Origin of the sequence: Knoellia locipacati (assembly GCF_044791685.1) — a bacterium.
Taxonomy (GTDB): domain Bacteria; phylum Actinomycetota; class Actinomycetes; order Actinomycetales; family Dermatophilaceae; genus Knoellia; species Knoellia locipacati_A.
In genome coordinates this window covers 687,536-706,140 of the sequence record NZ_CP087730.1, presented here as the reverse complement: position 1 = coordinate 706,140, position 18,605 = coordinate 687,536, and the positions used below count along the sequence as shown (strand labels likewise).

The window sequence follows — 18,605 nt, the reverse complement described above, 5'->3', positions numbered from 1 at the left end:
CGCGCCGCCCACGGGCTAGGCTCGGAGCCGAGACCAGAAGCACCCCTTTCGCCCCCACCTCAGGAGAACCAGTGGCCAGCATCGACGCCGTCGGCGCACGCGAGATCCTCGACTCACGAGGCAACCCCACCGTCGAGGTCGAGGTCGCCCTCGACGACGGCACCATCGCTCGTGCGGCCGTGCCCAGTGGCGCCTCGACCGGCGCCTTCGAGGCCTCCGAGCGCCGCGACGGCGACAAGAACCGCTACCTCGGCAAGGGTGTCGAGAAGGCCGTCGACGCGGTCATCGACGAGCTGGGCCCCAAGCTCCTCGGCTTCGAGGCCCACGACCAGCGCCTCATCGACGCCGAGATGATCGCCATCGACGGCTCCAAGAACAAGGAGAAGGTCGGCGCCAACGCGATCCTCGGCGTGAGCCTGGCCGTCGCCAAGGCCGCCGCCGAGTCCGCCGGGCTCCCGCTGTTCCGCTACCTCGGCGGGCCCAACGCGCGCGTGCTGCCCGTGCCGATGCTCAACATCCTCAACGGTGGCTCCCACGCCGACTCCAACGTCGACATCCAGGAGTTCATGATCGCGCCGATCGGCGCCGAGACCTTCCGCGAGGCCCTGCGCTGGGGCGCCGAGGTCTACCACGCGCTCAAGGCCGTCCTCAAGGAGAAGGGCCTGGCGACCGGCCTCGGCGACGAGGGCGGCTTCGCGCCCAACCTCGAGAGCAACCGCGCCGCGCTCGACCTCATCCTCGAGGCGATCGAGAAGGCCGGCTACACGGCGGGCGAGCAGATCGCGCTCGCGCTCGACGTCGCGGCCAGCGAGTTCTACGACGAGGCCGACGGTGGCTCCTATGCGTTCGAGGGCGGCAAGAAGTCGGCGGCCGAGATGGTCGACTACTACGCCGAGCTCGTCGACGCCTACCCGCTGGTCTCCATCGAGGACCCGCTCAACGAGGACGACTGGGACGGCTGGAAGGCCATGACCGACCGCCTCGGCACCACGGTCCAGCTCGTCGGTGACGACCTCTTCGTCACCAACCCCGAGCGCCTCGCCCGCGGCATCGAGACCGGCACCGCCAACGCGCTGCTCGTCAAGGTCAACCAGATCGGCACGCTCACCGAGACCCTTGACGCCGTCGAGATGGCCCAGCGCGCGGGCTTCCGCTGCATGATGAGCCACCGTTCGGGCGAGACCGAGGACACGACGATCGCCGACCTCGCGGTCGCCACCAACTGCGGCCAGATCAAGACCGGCGCCCCGGCGCGGTCCGAGCGCGTCGCCAAGTACAACCAGCTGCTGCGCATCGAGGAGGAGCTCGACGACGCCGCCGAGTACGCCGGCGCCGCTGCCTTCCCGCGCTTCGCGGCGCGCCAGGGCTGAGGCGGGAGCGCATGGCACGCGGGAGCAGCCGCGGACCCGGATCGTCACCTCGACGTCCGGCGTCCTCGCGACCCACCTCGCGTGCCCGCGCCACCCGCGCCGCCGGGGCGGCCCAGCCCGGCTCGGGCAGGGCCGCCGCGATCGCCGCGGCGAGCTGGCGCGGCCGGCTCACCGCGGCCCGCGGCAACCGCCGCACGGTGCGCCGCGTCGCCTTCGGCGTCGTGCTGCTCTTCCTCGTCGTCCTCGTGGCCCCCACGCTGCGGGCCTACGTCCAGCAGAAGTCCGACATCAGCGCCATGCGCGACAAGGTCGCCCAGCAGAAGGTCACGGTCGAGGAGCTCCAGACCGAGCAGGCGCGGTGGGAGGACCCCGCCTACGTCGAGCAGCAGGCCCGCACCCGCCTCAAGTTCGTCAAGGTCGGCGAGAAGAGCTACACCGTCATCGACCCCGAGGTGCGTGACACCACCGGGTCGATCGCGCACAGTCCGAAGTCCACCGGGCCCTGGTACGACACCATCTGGTCCTCGATGCAGGCGGCCGACGTGCCCGCCAACCGCCGGTGAACGCCGCCCCCGACCCGACGTCGGTCGCCCAGGAGGACCTCGACGCCGTCGAGCGCCAGCTCGGTCGCATCCCGCGTGGCGTCGTCGAGGTGTCGCACCGGTGCCCGTGCGGGGAGCCCGACGTCCTGCGCACCCTGCCGCGCCTGCCCGACGGCACGCCGTTTCCGACGTCCTTCTACGCCACCTGCCCCCGGCTCACCGGCGCGATCAGCACGCTCGAGTCGCAGGGTGTCATGCGCGAGATGACCGAGCGCCTCGGTGAGGACGCCGAGCTCGCGCAGCGCTACGCCGCGGCGCACGACGACTACCTCGCGCGCCGGGCCGAGCTGGGCCAGGTCGAGGAGATCGACGGCATCAGCGCCGGTGGCATGCCCGACCGCGTCAAGTGCCTCCACGTCCTCGTCGCCCACTCGCTGTCCGTCGGCGAGGGCGTCAACCCGCTCGGCGACGAGGCCCTCGAGATGCTGCCCGACTGGTGGGCCAGCCACCCCTGCACCGAGCTGGTCGAGGGCTCGTGAGCACCACCCGCGTCGGCGCGGTCGACTGCGGCACCAACTCGATCCGCCTGCTCATCGCCGACGTCGACGAGCTGGGTGTCCTTGAGGACGTGGTGCGTCGCACCGAGGTCGTCCGGCTCGGCTACGGCGTCGACCGCACCGGGGTCATCGATCCCGTCGCCATGGAGCGCACGCTCGCCCAGACCCGCGAGTATGCCGTCCAGTGCCGCGAGCACTCCGTCGAACGTGTGCGCTTCGTCGCCACCTCGGCCTCACGTGACGCCCGCAACGCGGCAGAGTTCGTCGCAGGGGTCGAAAGTGCCTTTGCCGCAACGGGATTCGATGTCTCACCGGAGGTCGTGAGCGGCGACGTCGAGGCCAACCTCTCGTTCACCGGGGCGACCGGCGACCTCGTCGCGACGGGTGTGCCCGGCCCCTTCCTCGTGGTCGACCTCGGTGGCGGCTCGACCGAGCTCGTGCGCGGCACGACACACGTCGACGGTGCCCGCTCGGTCGACGTCGGCTGCGTCCGGATCAGCGAACGCCACCTCACGAGCGACCCGCCGACCGACGCCGAGGTCGCGGCGGCGACGGTGGACATCGACACTGCCCTCGACCGTGCCCAGGAGGTCGTCGACCTCGACGGCATCGCCACCGTCGTCGGGTTGGCCGGCAGCATCACGACGGTCACGGCGCACGTCCTGGGGCTCACGGCATACGACCCCGCCCGGATCCACCTCGCGACCCTGACGCCGGCAGCGCACCGTGAGGCATCGCAGAGCCTGCTCCACCTGACGACGGCGGAGCGCGCCGCGCTCGGCTTCATGCACCCCGGCCGCGCCGACGTCATCGGCGCCGGAGCGCTCATCTGGCACGAGGTGCTCGGGCGGGTGCTCGAGCGGTCGCCCGAGGCGCAGGTCGTCACCTCCGAGCACGACATCCTCGACGGGATCGCGCTCAGCTGCGTGGGCTGACGTCCACCTCGGGCACCGACTCGGCGGTGTAGGAGCGGAAGCCGTTCCAGAGGACCGCCATGACGATCTCGACGGCCATGTCCAGGGTGATCTCGGGGTTGCGCAGGCGCCAGCCCGCCACCCGCTCGTTGGTGGCGATCATGATCTCCGCCATGGCCTCGCGGTAGGGCAGGGGGTACTCGGCGATCTGCGGGATGTCCCCGAACCGCTCGGCGATGTCCCGCGCCTGGGCCTGGCGCACCATCTCGATGTCCTGGCCGGCGACGACCGCGACGGCCGACTCCTGCATGTAGACCCGGAAGCTGCCCCGGCGACGCTCGAAGAACTCCATGAACGAGCGCACACCCGCGCGGAAGTAGTCCTCGACAGGGGAGTGCGGCGGGATGGCGTCGAGCGCGGTCTTGGTCGAGGTGAGCAGGTCCTCACGGGCCCGGGCGACGACCGCGACAAGGAGGTTCTCCTTGGAGCCGAAGTGGTCGTAGATGACCGGCTTGGTGATGCCGGCCTCGGCGGCGATGAGCTCCATCGTCGTGTCCTGGTAGCCGTGGTCGGCGAAGACGGCCTCGGCCACGTCGAGCAGCTGGCGCTCGCGCTCGTCGCGGGTCATCCGAGGTGCGCGCGGCGTGCCCTTGGCGGGCCCACGGCGGCGAGCCGAAGCAGTGGCGGGTGTCGTGCTGTCCGTGGAGGTCATGCGATGAGGGGATCCGATCTGGGTGCTGCCAGGAGACTCTGCGAGCCTACCCGCCGTATCCGAAGGCTTCCGGCGGTTCGCGTGAGCGGGCGAGTGGCCTGCGCAAACGCATAGGGTGAGTCCGCCCCCGTGGCCCAACTGGCAGAGGCAGGCGACTTAAAATCGCTCCCGGTGCGGGTTCGAGTCCCGTCGGGGGCACTCACAGGCTCCGCGGACGGTCGCATCGTTGTCCACAGGTGACCGTGCCGCGGGAACACCAGCGGCCCCCGGCACGATTGAATAGGTGTACGACGCCGCGGATCGCCGCAGCGCCAGACCTACGGAGGACACGATGGCCAGCAACCCGGCCTTCAACCGACTCGAGAAGGACGCCCAGTCCGGCTACGCCGGCTTCGGGGGCCGCGGCAGCGCCGACCCCGGCAACGCCTCGTACGCCCAGCAGGGCGCCACCGACACGTGGGGCTCGCAGCAGCAGCTCCAGGACATGTACAACCAGCCGTCCGCCGGACCGGTCGACACCGGTCGCGTGACGATGGACGACGTCATCATGAAGACCCTGGGCCTCTTCGCCCTCGTGCTCACCTTCGGCGCCGTCGGCTGGTACGGCGCGGCCCAGAGCGAGACGCTCGGCTTCCTCTTCGTCATGGCCTGGGTCCCGATGCTCATCCTCGGCCTCGTCATTGCCTTCAAGAAGACCCTGAGCGTGCCGCTCATCGTCGGGTACGCCGTCGTCGAAGGTGTCTTCGTCGGCGCGATCTCTCAGTTCTTCGAGAACCGGTGGGACGGTGTCGTCCCGACTGCCGCCCTGGCGACCGTCGCGGTGTTCACGGGGATGTTCCTCGCCTACAAGACCGGACTCATCAAGGTCACCGACAAGTTCCGTCGCATCGTCACGATGATGGTCATCGGCTACGCGATCTTCGCGCTGGTCAACTACCTCGTCCTCCCGATGTTCACCGGCGACATCTTCGGAATCGGGGGCACGACCGGCATTCTCATCTCGCTCTTCGCGGTGGGTCTCGCCTCCGTCTCCCTCGCGCTCGACTTCGACATGATCGACCGGGCCATCGCGACAGGCGCCCCGCAGAAGTACAGCTGGCTCCTCGCGCACGGCCTCATCGTCACCGTCGTGTGGCTCTACATCGAGTTCCTGCGCCTGTTCGCCCGCATGCGTGAGTGACCATGCACCGCTTGCCCGATGAGGTGTCTCGGGAGCTCGAGCGCGTGGTCCGTCGGTGGCGTGAGTTGCCCGCGGACCGCGCGCTCGCCGCATCCGGGGCCGTGCGCGAGGTCGTCCAGGACCTCGCCGACGTCACCGCAGGTCAGCCGGTGCCCGACCTCGGACCGGCCGTGCTCATCGACCAGCTGCGCGTGCTCGTGTGGGACGCCGCCTCAGCGGGAGTCCCCGAGCTCACCGACCGCCTCGCCGACCTTCGCCGCCGTATCCCCTGACGGTTCCGCGTCGGTGTCGGGGTCCGGCTCGGGGTTGCGGGCCGTCGGCACCGCGTCGTGGCGACGCCTCAGGAGCACGGCCCAGCGCCCTCGGGGACCTCGCGCCTGCCCCCCGACCTCGGTCGGGGCGACCTCGGTGCCGGCATCCTTGACGGCCTGTCCTGCCGCCACCGCCACCGGGCCGACGCCCTCGCCGCGACGGGCCTCGGGGGCCCGGTCGGCGGTGTCGTGGCCCCAGACGCCCAGGGCTGCGCAGACCGACGGCAGCAGCGCGGCCGCAGCCCTCGCGTAGCCGGCCGGGGACGGGTGGAAGCGGTCCTCGCTGAACATCTCCCGGGGCGAGGCCGCGAACTCCTGCCCGAGGAGGTCGCCGAGCGAGACGGTGCGCCCGCCGGCCTCGACCACGGCGATGGTCTGGGCAGCGGCCAGGTCGCGGCTCCACCGCCGGGCGAGCAGTCGCAGGGGCTGAGCCAGCGGCTCGATGGTGCCGAGGTCGGGGCAGGTGCCCACGACGACCTCGCCGCCGAGCGCCCGGATCCGCCGCACCGTGACCTCGAGGTGGCGCACCGCGGTGGCCCGGTCGACCCGGTGGGTGACGTCGTTGGCCCCGACCATGATGACGACGACATCGGGTGTCACCGACTCGAGGCCCTGGGCGAGCTGGCGCTCGAGGTCGCTCGACTCGGCGCCTACGACCGCGCAGTTCGTCAGGTGGACGCGGCGGCCCATGAGGGCGCTCACGCCGCTGGCGACGATGCCGCCCACGGTCTCGTGCGGGTGGCGCGCACCCATGCCTGCGGCGCTGGAGTCGCCGAGGACGAGGATCTCGATCGGCTCGCCCGGCCCGGCGCCGTAGGTCCCGTCGTCGTCGGGGGAGGAGTCGAACGGCGTGCCGACGATGCGGCGCGCGAGCTTGGCCTCGCCCTTGATGACGGCGTAGCCGACCGCGCCCAGCGCGGCGCTCGCCGCGGCCAGGCCGCCACCGCCGTATGCCGCCGTGGCTGCGATCTTTCGTGCTCGCCGTGCGCGTCCCATGACGTCTGCTCACCCTCCTCGAACCGTCAGGCCACGCTAACCGACGGCAGCGACGGCCGGGTGCGGACCCGGCATACCGAGGCCGGGTCGTCACCGTTCGGGGCGCCGCAGCGGAGGTGGGAGGATGGGGCCATGAAGTATGCCGAGCACATCGTCGACCTCGTGGGCAACACCCCGCTCGTGAAGCTGAACTCCGTCACCGACGGGATCGCCGCGACCGTCCTGGCCAAGGTCGAGTACATGAACCCCGGCGGCTCCGTGAAGGACCGCATCGCCCTCAAGATGGTGGAGGCGGCCGAGGAGTCGGGTGCCCTCAAGCCGGGCGGCACCATCGTCGAGCCGACGAGCGGCAACACCGGTGTCGGCCTCGCCCTCGTCGCCCAGCGCAAGGGCTACAAGTGCATCTTCGTGTGCCCCGACAAGGTGAGCGAGGACAAGCGCAACGTCCTCAAGGCCTACGGCGCCGAGGTCGTCGTGTGCCCCACCGCCGTCTCGCCGGACCACCCGGACTCCTACTACTCCACCTCGGACCGCCTCGTGCGCGAGACCGGGGGCGCGTGGAAGCCGGACCAGTACTCCAACCCCAACGGCCCCGCCTCGCACTACGAGACCACCGGTCCCGAGATCTGGCGCGACACCGACGGCGAGCTGACCCACTTCGTGGCCGGCGTCGGCACCGGCGGCACGATCACCGGCACCGGCCGCTACCTGCGCGAGCAGAGCGAGACCCGAGAGGGTGGTCGCGTCCAGATCATCGGTGCCGACCCCGAGGGCTCGGTCTACTCCGGCGGCACGGGTCGCCCCTACCTCGTCGAGGGCGTCGGCGAGGACTTCTGGCCGAGCGCCTACGACCCCGAGGTCGTCGACCGCATCGTCGCCGTCTCCGACGCGGACTCCTTCGCGATGACCCGCCGCCTCGCCCGCGAGGAGGGCCTCCTCGTGGGCGGCTCCTGCGGCATGGCCGTCGTCGCCGCGCTCGAGGTCGCCAAGGACCTGCCGGCCGAGGCCGTCGTCGTTGTCCTCCTGCCCGACTCGGGCCGCGGCTACATGTCCAAGATCTTCAGCGACGACTGGATGAGCTCCTACGGCTTCATGGACTCCGACGCCGATGCGACCGTCGGCAAGGTGCTGCGCGCCAAGACCGGCGACCTGCCGGCCCTGGTCCACACCCACCCCAACGAGACGATCCGCGACGCCATCGAGATCCTGCGCGAGTACGGCGTCTCGCAGATGCCGGTCGTCAAGGCCGAGCCGCCCGTCATGACCGGTGAGGTCGCTGGCTCGGTGAGCGAGCGCGAGCTGCTCGAACTGCTCTTCGTCGGCAAGGCGACGCTGCATGACTCGGTCGAGAAGCACATGGGCAAGGGCCTGCCCCTGGTCGGCGCCGGCGAGCCGGTCGCGACCGCGCGCCACGAGCTCGAGACCGCCGACGCCGTGCTCGTCATCGACGACGGCAAGCCGGTCGGCGTCCTCACCCGGGCCGACCTCCTGGGTCACCTCGTCGACTGACCTTCACCGCCCAGCCACGTCGAGAGGCGGGGTATGCCGGGAGCCCGTGCTCCCGGCATACCCCGCCTTCGTCGTTCCTCGGGTGCACGAAAGGTCTGGTTACTCCTTGCCAACTTGGTACTTGACAAGTCATAGTGGTTTGTCAAGTGACCCCGGCAAGGAGGCCAGGACCCATGGCGATGAACGCAACCGTCCCGAGCGGCTCGACGCAGCAGTGGCGTGACCCGAAACGCCACCTCTGGCTCATCGGGCTCGTCGTGCCCTCGCTGGCCTTCGTGGGCATGGGCGGGTGGCTGGCGACCGGCTGGTCGGTGTGGTTCTGGCTCGGGCCGATCGTCGTCCTGGGCATCGTCCCGGCCATCGACCTCGTCGCCGGCCTCGACCGCTCGAACCCCCCGGACGACCTCATCGAGGCACTCGAGCAGGACCGCTGGTACCGCTGGATCACCTACCTCTACCTGCCGATCCAGTACGCCGGGTTCGTCGGCGCGATGTGGGTCGTGTCGGGGTCGAGCCCGTGGGAGCTCAGCCTCGGGCAGAAGGTCGGCCTCGCGGTCTCGATCGGCTGCATCGGCGGCATCGGGATCAACACCGCCCACGAGCTCGGCCACAAGCGCGAGCAGAACGAGCGGTGGCTGAGCAAGGTCGCGCTCGCGCAGAGCTTCTACGGGCACTTCTACATCGAGCACAACCGCGGCCACCACGTGCGCGTCGCCACCCCCGAGGACCCGGCGTCGAGCCGGGTGGGTGAGAGCTTCTACGCGTTCTGGCCGCGCACGGTCTGGGGTTCGCTCAAGAACGCGTGGCGGCTCGAGGCACGACGCATCGGGCGACGTAGGCAGCACCCGTTCCGGCTCTCCAACGACGTCCTCAACGCGTGGCTCATGTCGGCGGTGCTCTGGGGCGCGCTCCTGCTCTGGCTCGGCGTCGGGATCCTGCCGTTCCTCGTCGTCCAGGCGGTCGTCGGCTTCTCGCTGCTCGAGGTCGTCAACTACATGGAGCACTACGGGATGCTGCGCCAGAAGGTCGGCCACGGCGACCGGCAGCGCTACGAGCGGGTCGACCCGTCGCACTCGTGGAACTCCAACAACATCGCAACCAACGTCCTCCTCTACCACCTGCAGCGGCACAGCGACCACCACGCGAACCCGACCCGGCGCTACCAGACCCTGCGCGACTACGAGGAGTCCCCGGTGCTCCCGACCGGGTATGCCGGGATGATCGTCCTCGCGCTCTTCCCGCCCGTCTGGCGGCGGGTCATGGACCCGAGGGTGCTCGCGCACTACGGCGGTGACATGGGTCGGGCCAACATCCAGCCGGGCAAGCGAGACGAGGTGCTCGCGGCGTACCCGGTCCCCGGCGCCGGGGTCGCGGGGGCGAGCGCGGGCGGGGCGGCAGGGTCCGTTGGTGCGGAAGGTCTCGGCGCCGGGGCGGCGTCGGACGAGGTGCTCGCCGCGAGCTGTCCCGGGTGTGGCTACACCTACGACGTCGTCGCCGGCGAGGAGCGCGAGGGGTTCGCTGCAGGTACGGCGTGGGCGCAGATCCCCGACGACTGGTGCTGCCCCGACTGCGGCGTCCGCGACAAGGTGGACTTCGTGGTGGTGGACCCGCGGGCGGCATGATGGGCGAGGTGAGCACCCGGACGACGACGCGGACGACGCGGCCGACGCGGAGCGAGGCGGCTGCGACTGCTGTGACGTCCGCGAACGGGCAGGCGGCGCCGGCGGAGCAGACCGTCCCGGCGACGGTGACCACTGCCATGCGGGAACGCATCGTCGAGGCGGCCGCCGAGCTCACCGTCGAGGGCGGCTGGTCCTCGGTGACGATGGGCCGGATCGCCGAGCGTGTCGGCGTGAGCCGGCAGACGGTCTACAACGAGGTCGGCGGCAAGGCCGAGCTCGCCGAGTCACTCGTCCTGTGGGAGCTCGGACACTTCCTCGAGGCGGTCAACGCGGGCTTCGACGCCCACCCGGACGACCTCCCGACGGCGGCGCGCGACGCGGTCCGCCGGGTGCTCGAGCGCGCGGCCGACAACCCGCTCCTGCGTGCTGCCGTGTCCGCGTCGGAGGGGGCCGACACCGGCCTGCTGCCGCTGCTCACGACCGACTCGGCCTCGCTGTCCGCCGCCGCGGCCGTGGTCATCGAGCTCCGGCTGGGTGACTACGACCACGGCATCGAGGGTCACCGGCTCGGCGGCATGGTCGACACGATCGTGAGGCTCGTCGTCAGCCACGTCATCCGTCCCTCCGGCACGCCCGCGGAGTCGGCCGAGCTCATCGCCTGGCTCGTCGAGCGGACCGTTGACCCGCGGGACTGAGCCCGCACAGTTGGGCTCGCACGGCTGTGCCAGCGCGGGGCAGGGGGCGCCCGCTCGGGTCGGCGGACGGCATACCCATCGAGAGGAACGACACAGGCCGAGGAGTTGGGCCGGGTGCGGCAGGTTCCCTACTCTCGAGTAGTGACTGACTTCCCGCACCTGCTCGCTCCCCTCGACCTCGGCCACCTCACCCTGCCCAACCGGGTCGTCATGGGGTCGATGCACACGGGCCTGGAGGACCGGGCGCGCGACTTCCCCAAGCTCGCGGCGTTCTTCGCGGAGCGGGCGCGCGGCGGCGCCGGGCTGATCATCACCGGGGGCTTCGCACCGAACATCGAGGGAACGCTCCTGCCGTTGGCCTCGAAGCTCACCACCCGGCGCGAGGCCCGCCAGCACCACCTGCTCACCGAGGCGGTCCACGCGGAGGGCGGACGGATCGCCCTCCAGCTCCTGCACGCCGGCCGCTACGCCTACACGCCCTGGTGCGTCGCGCCGTCGGCGGTCAAGAGCCCGATCTCGAAGTTCCGGCCTCGTCCACTCTCGGCCCGTGGGGTCGAGCGGACGATCGACGCGTTCGTGCGGTCGGCGCGGCTCGCCCGTGAGGCCGGCTACGACGGGGTCGAGGTCATGGGCTCCGAGGGCTACCTCATCAACCAGTTCCTCGCGCCGCGCACCAACCACCGCACCGACGCCTGGGGTGGCACGCCCGAGAAGCGGCGGCGCTTCGCGGTGGAGGTCGTCCGGCGGATCCGCGAGGAGGTCGGGAAGGACTTCCTCGTCATCTACCGCATCTCGGCGGTCGACCTCGTCCCCGACGGCCAGACGTGGGACGAGGTCGCTGCGCTCGCCCGCGAGGTCGAGGCGGCCGGTGCCTCAGTGCTCAACCTCGGCATCGGCTGGCACGAGGCGCGGGTCCCGACGATCGTCACCTCCGTGCCCCGCGCGGCCTTCGCCTCGTATGCCGGCCGGCTCAAGTCCGAGACGTCGCTGCCGGTCATCGCGACGAACCGGATCAACATGCCCGAGGTGGCCGAGGGCATCCTCGGTGCCGGCGACGCCGACCTCGTGTCGCTGGCCCGACCCTTCCTCGCCGACCCCGACTGGGTGCGCAAGGCCGCCGAGTCGAGAGTCGACGAGATCAACACCTGCATCGCCTGCAACCAGGCCTGCCTCGACCACACGTTCAAGAAGCAGCGCGCGACCTGCCTGCTCAACCCGCGCGCCGTGTACGAGACCGAGCTCGTGCTCGGTCCGACGCGCGCGGCCAAGAAGGTGGCGGTCGTCGGTGCCGGCCCCGCGGGTCTGGCGTGCGCGACGGCGCTGGCCGAGCGCGGGCACTCCGTCGACCTGTTCGAGGCCCGCGACGACATCGGCGGGCAGTTCGCCATCGCGCAGCGCATCCCCGGCAAGGAGGAGTTCTCCGAGTCGATCCGATACTTCCGGCGCCGCATCGAGGTCACGGGGGTGCGCCTGCACCTGGGGCGGGTCGTCACCGCAGCGGAGCTGCGCGAAGGTGGCTTCGACGAGGTCGTCGTCGCGACGGGCGTGGTTCCGCGGGTGCCGTCGATCCCGGGCGTGGACCACCCCTGCGTGATGACCTATGCCGAGCTCGTCCGCGGCGAGCGCGAGCCCGGCGCGCGGGTGGCCGTCATCGGCGCCGGTGGTATCGGAGTGGACGTGAGCGAGTTCCTCACGGCGCAGCCGTCGGCGACGCTCGACCTCGCGCTGTGGCGCGCCGAGTGGGGCGTCGGTGACCCGGCTGTGTCTCGCGGAGGTCTGGCCAAGCCGGTCGTCGAGACCCCGAAGCACGACGTCGTCCTGCTGCAGCGCAAGGCATCCGGCATCGGCAAGGGACTCGGCAAGACGACCGGCTGGGTGCACCGGGCGGCCCTCAAGGCCAAGGCCGTCGAGCAGGTGACCGGGGTGTCCTACGACCTCATCGACGACGACGGGCTGCACGTGTCCTTCGCTCCCGACGGCAAGGACGACGGCCCGCGGACCACGCGCGTCATCCCCGTCGACACCGTCGTGCTCTGCGCTGGCCAGGAGTCCGTCCGGACGCTGGCGGACGAGCTGGGCGACAGCGGCATACCTGTCCATGTCATCGGCGGCGCCGACGTCGCCGCCGAGCTCGACGCCAAACGAGCCATCCGCCAGGGGACCGAGCTGGCCGCCCGACTCTGACCCGACCCTCGCGCTGTGGTGCGCCGGGTCACGGAGAGGTCCGTCAGAGACGTGCCTGTGCGCCACCTTCTGACGCACACTGCCTCTGCCCCGTGCGCCCGACGCACAAGCCCGTTGCCCCACCTGCTGGTGCAAAGACACTCCAACGTGTCGACGACGGCTGACCGAGTGGCGTGTCTTTGCGGCTTGTGGTGATGCAAAGGCACGTCGCGAACGGGTACGTCGAAGGTGCGGCGTGCGTCAGGTGCTGGCGCACAGGCACTCCCCGACAGGGGTGGGTGTGCGGACGCCGGCGTCTCTTGATGAGGCAACGCACGTCTCGCAACGTGGGTGCTCGGTTCGACTCCCGGATTTGGGGCAGTGACGACGGGCCGACGCAGTCGGGCACCGTGGCACGCTGTCCTCCATGACCGGATGGTGGTGGCTCGTCGTCGTCCTCGCCGTGCTCGGCATCGCCCTGCTGGCAGCCGGGTTCCTGCAGATGCGCGGTGCCCGCCCGACGCCCGGCATCAAGGGCGGCTTCGGCGGACCTGCCGGCAGCTCGGATGTCGGCCACCACCCGGGCTTCGAGGCGCCGGGGCCCACCGATCACTGGAAGGTCGGGGCCAAGCTGCGCATCGCGGGCTTCGCCGCCCTCGCCACCGCCGCCATCCTCGGTCTGGCCCTCACCATCGCCAGAGCCTTCTGAGCCCGGCGGCACCAAGCGCCAGCAAGGTCCCACAGATCGCGGTCCCTACGCCGCGATCCGTGGGACCTTCCCGCGTCCGGCGACGGTCAGCCCAAGGTCGGGCTGCGGTCAGTCGCCGGCGGCCCAGTCGGACTCAAGCACGGCCATGAAGTGGACGTCGACCCACTCGCCGTCGAAGAGCAGTGCCTCGCGCCCGGTGCCCTCGTGGACGAAGCCGACCTTCTCGTAGACGTGACGAGCCCGCGGGTTGAAGTCGTAGACCTCGAGCGTGATCCGGTGTAACCCGAGCGCGCGGAACCCGTGGTCGACGACGAGCCGCGTCGCCTCGGTCCCCAGTCCACGCCCGCGGCCGGCGGATCCGATGAGCGTGCGGAACCAGCACGAGCGGTTGGCCTCGTCCCAGCCGGCCAGGACGACCTCGCCGACGAGGTCACCGCTCGTCTTGTCGACGACGCCGAGCACGAGCCGGTCGTCGGCCTCGGCCCAGCCGACGTAGATCTCGCGCAGCTTCTCGAGCGGCATCCCCGGCGGGTCCTCGGTGCTGGAGCTGACAGATCCCGTGAGCCGCGCGATCTCGTCGTCGCTGCGGATGATCGCGTCGATGAGGTCCGCGTCCTCGCCGCGGATCGGGCGCAGCGTTACGAGCTCACCCTCGAGCGTCGGCTTGGTCGTGAAGTCAGCGGCCACGGACGGCACTGTGCCACGGAGGTGCGTCACGGCATACCGGATTGCTCCGGTTGCGCGCGGTCAGGCCGGGGGAGCGATGTCCGTCTGCGCCGGGAGGTTGGCGACGCCGATGGGGCAGGTGAGCCCGTTCGGACCGTGGTTGCAGTAGCCGTTCGGGTTCTTGTGGAGGTACTGCTGGTGGTAGTCCTCGGCGTACCAGAACGTCCCGGCGTCCTCCGCCGACGCGAGCTGGGTCGTGATGTCGCCGGCGCCGACGCGGGTCAGCTCGCCCTGGAACGCCTCTCGGGTCCCCTTCGCGGCGGCCTCCTGCTCCGGGCTGGTCCAGAAGATCGCGGACCGGTATGCCGTGCCGATGTCGTTGCCCTGACGGTTGCCCTGGGTGGGGTCGTGGTTCTCCCAGAAGGCCTTGAGGAGCAGCTCGGGCGAGGTCTGCGTCGGGTCGTAGGCGACGAGCACGGCCTCGGCGTGGCCGGTGCGGCCGGTGCAGGTCTCCTCGTAGGTCGGGTTCGGCGTGAACCCGCCCATGTAGCCGGCCGCCGTCGTCACGACGCCGGGCAGCTGCCAGAAGATGCGCTCGGCACCCCAGAAGCAGCCCATCGCGACGTAGAGGACCTCGGTGCCGTCGGGCCACGGGCCCTCGAGCGGCGTGCCCAGCACCTCGTGCGTCGTCGGGACCGTGAAGGGCCGCGACTCGCGGCCGGGCAGCGCCTCAGCGGCGGTGGGCATCGTGGTCTTGGCGCGCGAACCGAACATGGGTCACTCCCGGAAAGTGGGGACAAGGGGGTCTGTGGGATTCAACGTCTGACCTCGCCCATTGTTCCTCGCCTCGTGTTTCCGAGCCCACGCTCTGGCGTGGCCTCATACCCACGAGGCGACACGAGGCGTGGGTTATTCGCTGGCGGCGCCGGGCGCCACCCGAGGACAGTGGGGCGCATGTCCTGGCGCATCGTTCCCGTCACCATGCTCGATCCCGACCCGTCGGCGGCCGGGCTGGCGAGGACGTGGCATCAGGTCTTCATCGACAGTGCCGTCGCGGCGATGGGCGACGACCACGACGTGTGGTCGATGGACTCGCGCCGGGCGCACGAGCAGTACACGAGCTGGTCCCACCGCTACTTCGGGGCACTGGACGGAAACGGTGAGCTCGTGGCGGCGGGAGAGCTCGTCCTCTCGCTCCGGGACAACCCGCAGCTCGCTTTCGTCGACGTCGCCGTCCACCCCGATCGTCGGCGTGAGGGCGGAGGCACGGCCCTGCTCGACCACCTCGAGCGCGAGGCCCGGCGACAGGACCGCGACACGCTTCACGCCGAGACCACGGTCCCGGCCGGTGGCACGGACGGGGGCGACGCGTTCCTGCGTCGCCACGGGTTCGCGCTCGGCCAGACGATGCAGCGCAACGACCTCGACCTGGGCGTCGACGCCGCCGAGGCGACTAGTGAAGGCGACCCCGGCCGTGTCATCCACCCCACCGCCGACGAGACGCCGGGCTACGTCATTGAGACCTCGTGCGACGACACGCTCGGCGCCTGGCTGGACGACCGCGCCGTCCTCCAGCAGCGGATGAGCACCGACTCGCCGGTCGGGGACCTCGACCTCCGCGAGGAGGCCTGGGACGCCGAACGACTGCGCGAACAGCGTCTCTCGACCCGGCGGAGCAACCGTCGCGCCATCGAGTCGGTCGCGCGCCACGTCGAGTCGGGCCGGCTCGTCGCCTTCACCCAGCTGCAGATCCCGACCGCCGACCCGGTCCTCGCCTACCAGCAGGACACGCTCGTGCTGCGAGAGCACCGTGGACACGGGCTCGGTGCGGCGGTCAAGGCGGCGAACATGAGGGCGCTGCGCGCCGAGTTCCCGCAGACCCGGACCGTCCGGACGTGGAACGCCGAGGAGAACGGTCCGATGATCCGGGTCAACGAGGCCTTGGGCTACCGGACGACGGCGCTCCAGCGGGAGTGGCAGAGGCGCCTCGCCTGAGGACCGCCGACGGTCGCCGGTGTGGCGCGGCGGGCCCGCGGACCCCCCACCTCGAGCGGCGGCGGAGGCGCGGCTGAGGGCGCCGGGAGCACCCGGCATACCCTGTTGCCCATGACTGACGAGACCCTCGGCTTCTCCACCCGCGCCCTCCACGCCGGGCAGGACCCCGACCCCACGACGGGCGCCGTCGTCACCCCGATCTACCAGACCTCGACCTACAAGCAGGACGGGATCGGCGGGTTCCGGGGCGGCTACGAGTACAGCCGCAGCGCCAACCCGACCCGCGCCGCCCTGGAGACCGGGTTCGCCGCTCTCGAGGGTGGCGAGCGCGGGTTCGCCTTCGCGTCCGGGCTCGCGGCCGAGGACACCGTCCTGCGCGCGCTGCTCAGCCCCGGCGACCACGTCGTCGTCCCCTCCGACGCCTACGGCGGCACCTACCGGCTCTTCAACACGGTGCTCAGGCACTGGGGCGTCGACCACTCCATCGCCGCGATCGCCGACAACGACGCCGTGCGCGCCGCGATCCAGCCGGGGAAGACCCGCGTCGTGTGGGTCGAGACCCCGACCAACCCGATGCTCGGCATCGCCGACATCGAGGCCCTCGCCGAGATCGCCCACGAGGCGGGTGCGCTGCTCATCGTCGACAACACCTTCGCCTCGCCCTACCTCCAGCAGCCGCTCGCCCTCGGTGCCGACATCGTCCTGCACTCGACGACCAAGTACTGCGGCGGCCACTCCGACGTCGTCGGTGGTGCGGTCGTCGTGGGCCACGGGGTGACCGTGCCGTGGTTCGACGACGAGAGCGCCAGCGACCGGGTCGCCTTCCACCAGAACTCGATGGGTGCCGTCGCCGGACCGTTCGACTCGTGGGTCGTCCAGCGCGGCCTCAAGACGCTCGCGATCCGGATGGAGCGCCACAGTGACAACGCCGAGGCGATCGTCGACTTCCTCCAGGGCCACGACGGCGTCACCGCTGTGCACTACCCGGGTCTGCCCGACCACCCCGGCCACGAGGTCGCCAAGCGTCAGATGAAGCGCTTCGGCGGCATGGTCGCGTTCCGCGTCAAGGGCGGCGAGGACGTCGCCGTCAAGGTGTGCGCCGAGACGGAGATCTGGACCCTGGGCGAGTCGCTCGGAGGAGTCGAGTCGCTCATCGAGCACCCCGGTCGCATGACCCACGCGTCGGTCGCGGGCACCGAGCTCGAGGTCCCGTCCGACCTCATCCGCCTCTCCGTCGGCATCGAGGACGTCGAGGACCTCATCGCCGACCTGAAGCAGGCGCTCGACCGGCTCACCTGACGTGTCGCTCGTCCTCTGCGTCGACGTCGGGTCGACGTTCACCAAGGCGGTCCTCGTCGACGTGTCGTCCGGAGCGCTCGTGGGCGCCGCGTCGTCGCCGACCACCGTCGGGACGGACGTCATGGACGGTGTCGATGCCGTAGGCCGTGAGCTCGCCTCCCACGGGCCCGTCGCGGAGACGTTGGTGTGCTCCTCGGCGGGTGGAGGACTGCGGATCGCGGTCGTCGGGTACGAGCGCGAGGTGACGGCCGAGGCCGGGCACCGCGTCGCGCTGTCGGCCGGCGGCCGGGTCGTCCATGTCTCCGCCGGGTCGCTGTCGGGTGAGGGCGTGCGTGAGCTGAGGGCGTCTGTGCCCGACCTCGTCCTGCTCGTGGGCGGCACGGACGGCGGCAACGCAGATGTGTTGCGGCACAATGCCGCTCGGTTGGCCAGCGCCCGCGTGAGCGCACCTGTCGTGGTCGCCGGCAACGCGGAGGTCGCCGACGAGGTCGCCGCCGAGCTGGCCCGCACGGGTCGCCGTCACGTCGTCACGACCAACGTCCTGCCGCGGATCGGGGTCATCGCTCCGGACGCGGCCCGGTCGGCGATCCGCGCCGCCTTCCTCGAGCACGTCATCGGCGGCAAGGGGCTGTCCCGCGGGCGCGGCTTCACCGAGCTCGTGCGGGCCGCCACCCCCGATGCGGTCCTGCGTGGCGTCGAGCTGCTCGCCGACGTACGCGGCGAGGACGTCGTCGTCATGGACATCGGCGGGGCGACGACCGACGTCTACTCGGTGCTCAGACCGCAGGGCGAGGACGCCGAGATCGAGCGCGACGTCGCCGGCTCGATGTGGCACGAGCGCACCGTCGAGGCAGACCTCGGCATGCGCTGGAACGCCCTCGGCATCGTCGAGGCCGCGCAGCGCGAGCACCTCCCGCTGTCGCCCGAGGCGATCGCGTATGCCGGCCACGTCGCCTCCGCGACCGGTCACCGGGCTTCGAGCCCGGAGGAGTGGGCGCACGAGGGCGAGCTGGCCCGGGTGGCGGCCCTGGTGGCGGCGCGACGTCACGGTCGGCCCCGCGTCGTCGGTGACCGGCCGCGACCCCTCGCCGACGTCGGTCTGGTCCTCGGCTCGGGCGGGGTGTTCCGCCACGGGCCCTCGGTGCTCGCGGACGGGGTGCTCACCGCGGTCACGGCCGACCACGCGGGGGGCTGGACGGTGCCGGCCGCGGCAGCTCGAGGTGTCGACACGGCATACGTGCTGTTCGCCTGCGGGTTGCTCGCCGACGCGCACCCGGAGGCCGCCCGGGCGCTGGCGCTCACGGTGGGCTGAGGCCGGGAGCGGAGAAAAGGGCTGGGCAGTGTCAGAGGGTCGAACTACCCTCG

Annotated in this window: 18 protein-coding genes and 1 tRNA gene; 15 read left to right on the top strand and 4 right to left on the bottom strand. The window is 71.4% G+C overall.

Annotated elements, in window-relative coordinates; translation table 11 throughout:
* The first annotated feature begins 71 nt into the window (after positions 1-71).
* Genes eno through LL946_RS03195 form a run of 4 tightly spaced genes read left to right on the top strand, consistent with a single transcriptional unit; the run spans position 72 to position 3,404 of the window.
* The gene (eno, locus tag LL946_RS03210) at positions 72-1,370 is read left to right on the top strand and encodes a phosphopyruvate hydratase (protein WP_404384725.1); all 1,299 of its coding nucleotides are present in this window, start codon (positions 72-74) and stop codon (positions 1,368-1,370) included.
* Between the two features lie 11 nt (positions 1,371-1,381).
* Entirely contained in the window at positions 1,382-1,933 is a 552-nt protein-coding gene (locus tag LL946_RS03205) for a septum formation initiator family protein (RefSeq protein WP_404384723.1), read from the top strand.
* Positions 1,930-2,451: a DUF501 domain-containing protein gene (locus LL946_RS03200; RefSeq protein ID WP_404384721.1), complete on the top strand. Its 522-nt coding sequence runs from the start codon at positions 1,930-1,932 to the stop codon at positions 2,449-2,451. Before LL946_RS03205 ends, LL946_RS03200 begins: the two co-directional genes overlap by 4 nt.
* A complete protein-coding gene (locus LL946_RS03195) occupies positions 2,448-3,404 on the top strand; it encodes an exopolyphosphatase (protein ID WP_404384719.1) in 957 nt (318 codons plus the stop codon). Before LL946_RS03200 ends, LL946_RS03195 begins: the two co-directional genes overlap by 4 nt.
* Here the strand turns inward: LL946_RS03195 and LL946_RS03190 are convergent.
* Positions 3,388-4,095 carry a TetR/AcrR family transcriptional regulator gene (locus LL946_RS03190; protein WP_404384717.1) on the bottom strand — a complete coding sequence of 236 codons (708 nt, stop codon included), beginning with the start codon at positions 4,093-4,095 and terminating at the stop codon, positions 3,388-3,390. The two genes, LL946_RS03195 and LL946_RS03190, sit on opposite strands and share 17 nt — an antisense overlap.
* Before the next feature lie 123 nt (positions 4,096-4,218).
* On the opposite strand from LL946_RS03190, the gene LL946_RS03185 reads away from it, so the two are divergent.
* From LL946_RS03185 to LL946_RS03175, 3 genes are all read left to right on the top strand, one after another.
* A tRNA-Leu gene (locus LL946_RS03185) sits at positions 4,219-4,293 on the top strand.
* A 133-nt stretch (positions 4,294-4,426) separates the two neighbouring features.
* Positions 4,427-5,275: a Bax inhibitor-1/YccA family protein gene (locus tag LL946_RS03180; protein ID WP_404384715.1), complete on the top strand. Its 849-nt coding sequence runs from the start codon at positions 4,427-4,429 to the stop codon at positions 5,273-5,275.
* An 11-nt stretch (positions 5,276-5,286) separates the two neighbouring features.
* Positions 5,287-5,547 carry a hypothetical protein gene (locus LL946_RS03175; protein ID WP_404384713.1) on the top strand — a complete coding sequence of 87 codons (261 nt, stop codon included), beginning with the start codon at positions 5,287-5,289 and terminating at the stop codon, positions 5,545-5,547.
* Here the strand turns inward: LL946_RS03175 and LL946_RS03170 are convergent.
* Positions 5,488-6,582: an SGNH/GDSL hydrolase family protein gene (locus LL946_RS03170; RefSeq protein ID WP_404384711.1), complete on the bottom strand. Its 1,095-nt coding sequence runs from the start codon at positions 6,580-6,582 to the stop codon at positions 5,488-5,490. The genes LL946_RS03175 and LL946_RS03170 overlap by 60 nt on opposite strands.
* 132 nt (positions 6,583-6,714) lie before the next feature.
* Here LL946_RS03170 and LL946_RS03165 point away from each other — a divergent pair, with 132 nt between their 5' ends.
* The 5 genes from LL946_RS03165 (at position 6,715) to LL946_RS03145 (ending at position 13,280) form a co-directional block, all read left to right on the top strand.
* Positions 6,715-8,091 carry a cystathionine beta-synthase gene (locus LL946_RS03165; protein WP_404384709.1) on the top strand — a complete coding sequence of 459 codons (1,377 nt, stop codon included), beginning with the start codon at positions 6,715-6,717 and terminating at the stop codon, positions 8,089-8,091.
* Between the two features lie 173 nt (positions 8,092-8,264).
* Positions 8,265-9,713: a fatty acid desaturase gene (locus tag LL946_RS03160; RefSeq protein WP_404384707.1), complete on the top strand. Its 1,449-nt coding sequence runs from the start codon at positions 8,265-8,267 to the stop codon at positions 9,711-9,713.
* Positions 9,714-9,721: 8 nt separating this feature from the next.
* Positions 9,722-10,408 (top strand): TetR/AcrR family transcriptional regulator, encoded by a 687-nt coding sequence (locus LL946_RS03155; RefSeq protein ID WP_404384705.1) that lies wholly within the window; start codon positions 9,722-9,724, stop codon positions 10,406-10,408.
* A 141-nt stretch (positions 10,409-10,549) separates the two neighbouring features.
* The gene (locus LL946_RS03150) at positions 10,550-12,592 is read left to right on the top strand and encodes an FAD-dependent oxidoreductase (protein WP_404384703.1); all 2,043 of its coding nucleotides are present in this window, start codon (positions 10,550-10,552) and stop codon (positions 12,590-12,592) included.
* A 406-nt stretch (positions 12,593-12,998) separates the two neighbouring features.
* Positions 12,999-13,280 (top strand): hypothetical protein, encoded by a 282-nt coding sequence (locus LL946_RS03145; RefSeq protein ID WP_404384701.1) that lies wholly within the window; start codon positions 12,999-13,001, stop codon positions 13,278-13,280.
* A gap of 108 nt (positions 13,281-13,388) precedes the next feature.
* On the opposite strand, the gene LL946_RS03140 is transcribed toward LL946_RS03145, so the two are convergent.
* Entirely contained in the window at positions 13,389-13,967 is a 579-nt protein-coding gene (locus LL946_RS03140) for a GNAT family N-acetyltransferase (RefSeq protein WP_404384699.1), read from the bottom strand.
* A 60-nt stretch (positions 13,968-14,027) separates the two neighbouring features.
* Positions 14,028-14,720, bottom strand: a complete 693-nt coding sequence (gene msrA, locus LL946_RS03135) for a peptide-methionine (S)-S-oxide reductase MsrA (RefSeq protein WP_404384697.1) — start codon at positions 14,718-14,720, stop codon at positions 14,028-14,030.
* Positions 14,721-14,900: 180 nt separating this feature from the next.
* Here msrA and LL946_RS03130 point away from each other — a divergent pair, with 180 nt between their 5' ends.
* The 3 genes from LL946_RS03130 to LL946_RS03120 all read left to right on the top strand — a co-directional run bounded on the left by LL946_RS03130 (position 14,901) and on the right by LL946_RS03120 (position 18,552).
* A complete protein-coding gene (locus tag LL946_RS03130) occupies positions 14,901-15,941 on the top strand; it encodes a GNAT family N-acetyltransferase (protein ID WP_404384695.1) in 1,041 nt (346 codons plus the stop codon).
* Positions 15,942-16,052: 111 nt separating this feature from the next.
* Positions 16,053-17,240, top strand: a complete 1,188-nt coding sequence (locus LL946_RS03125; protein WP_404384693.1) for a cystathionine gamma-synthase — start codon at positions 16,053-16,055, stop codon at positions 17,238-17,240.
* Between the two features lies 1 nt (position 17,241).
* Positions 17,242-18,552 carry a glutamate mutase L gene (locus LL946_RS03120; RefSeq protein ID WP_404384691.1) on the top strand — a complete coding sequence of 437 codons (1,311 nt, stop codon included), beginning with the start codon at positions 17,242-17,244 and terminating at the stop codon, positions 18,550-18,552.
* Positions 18,553-18,605: the final 53 nt, after the last annotated feature.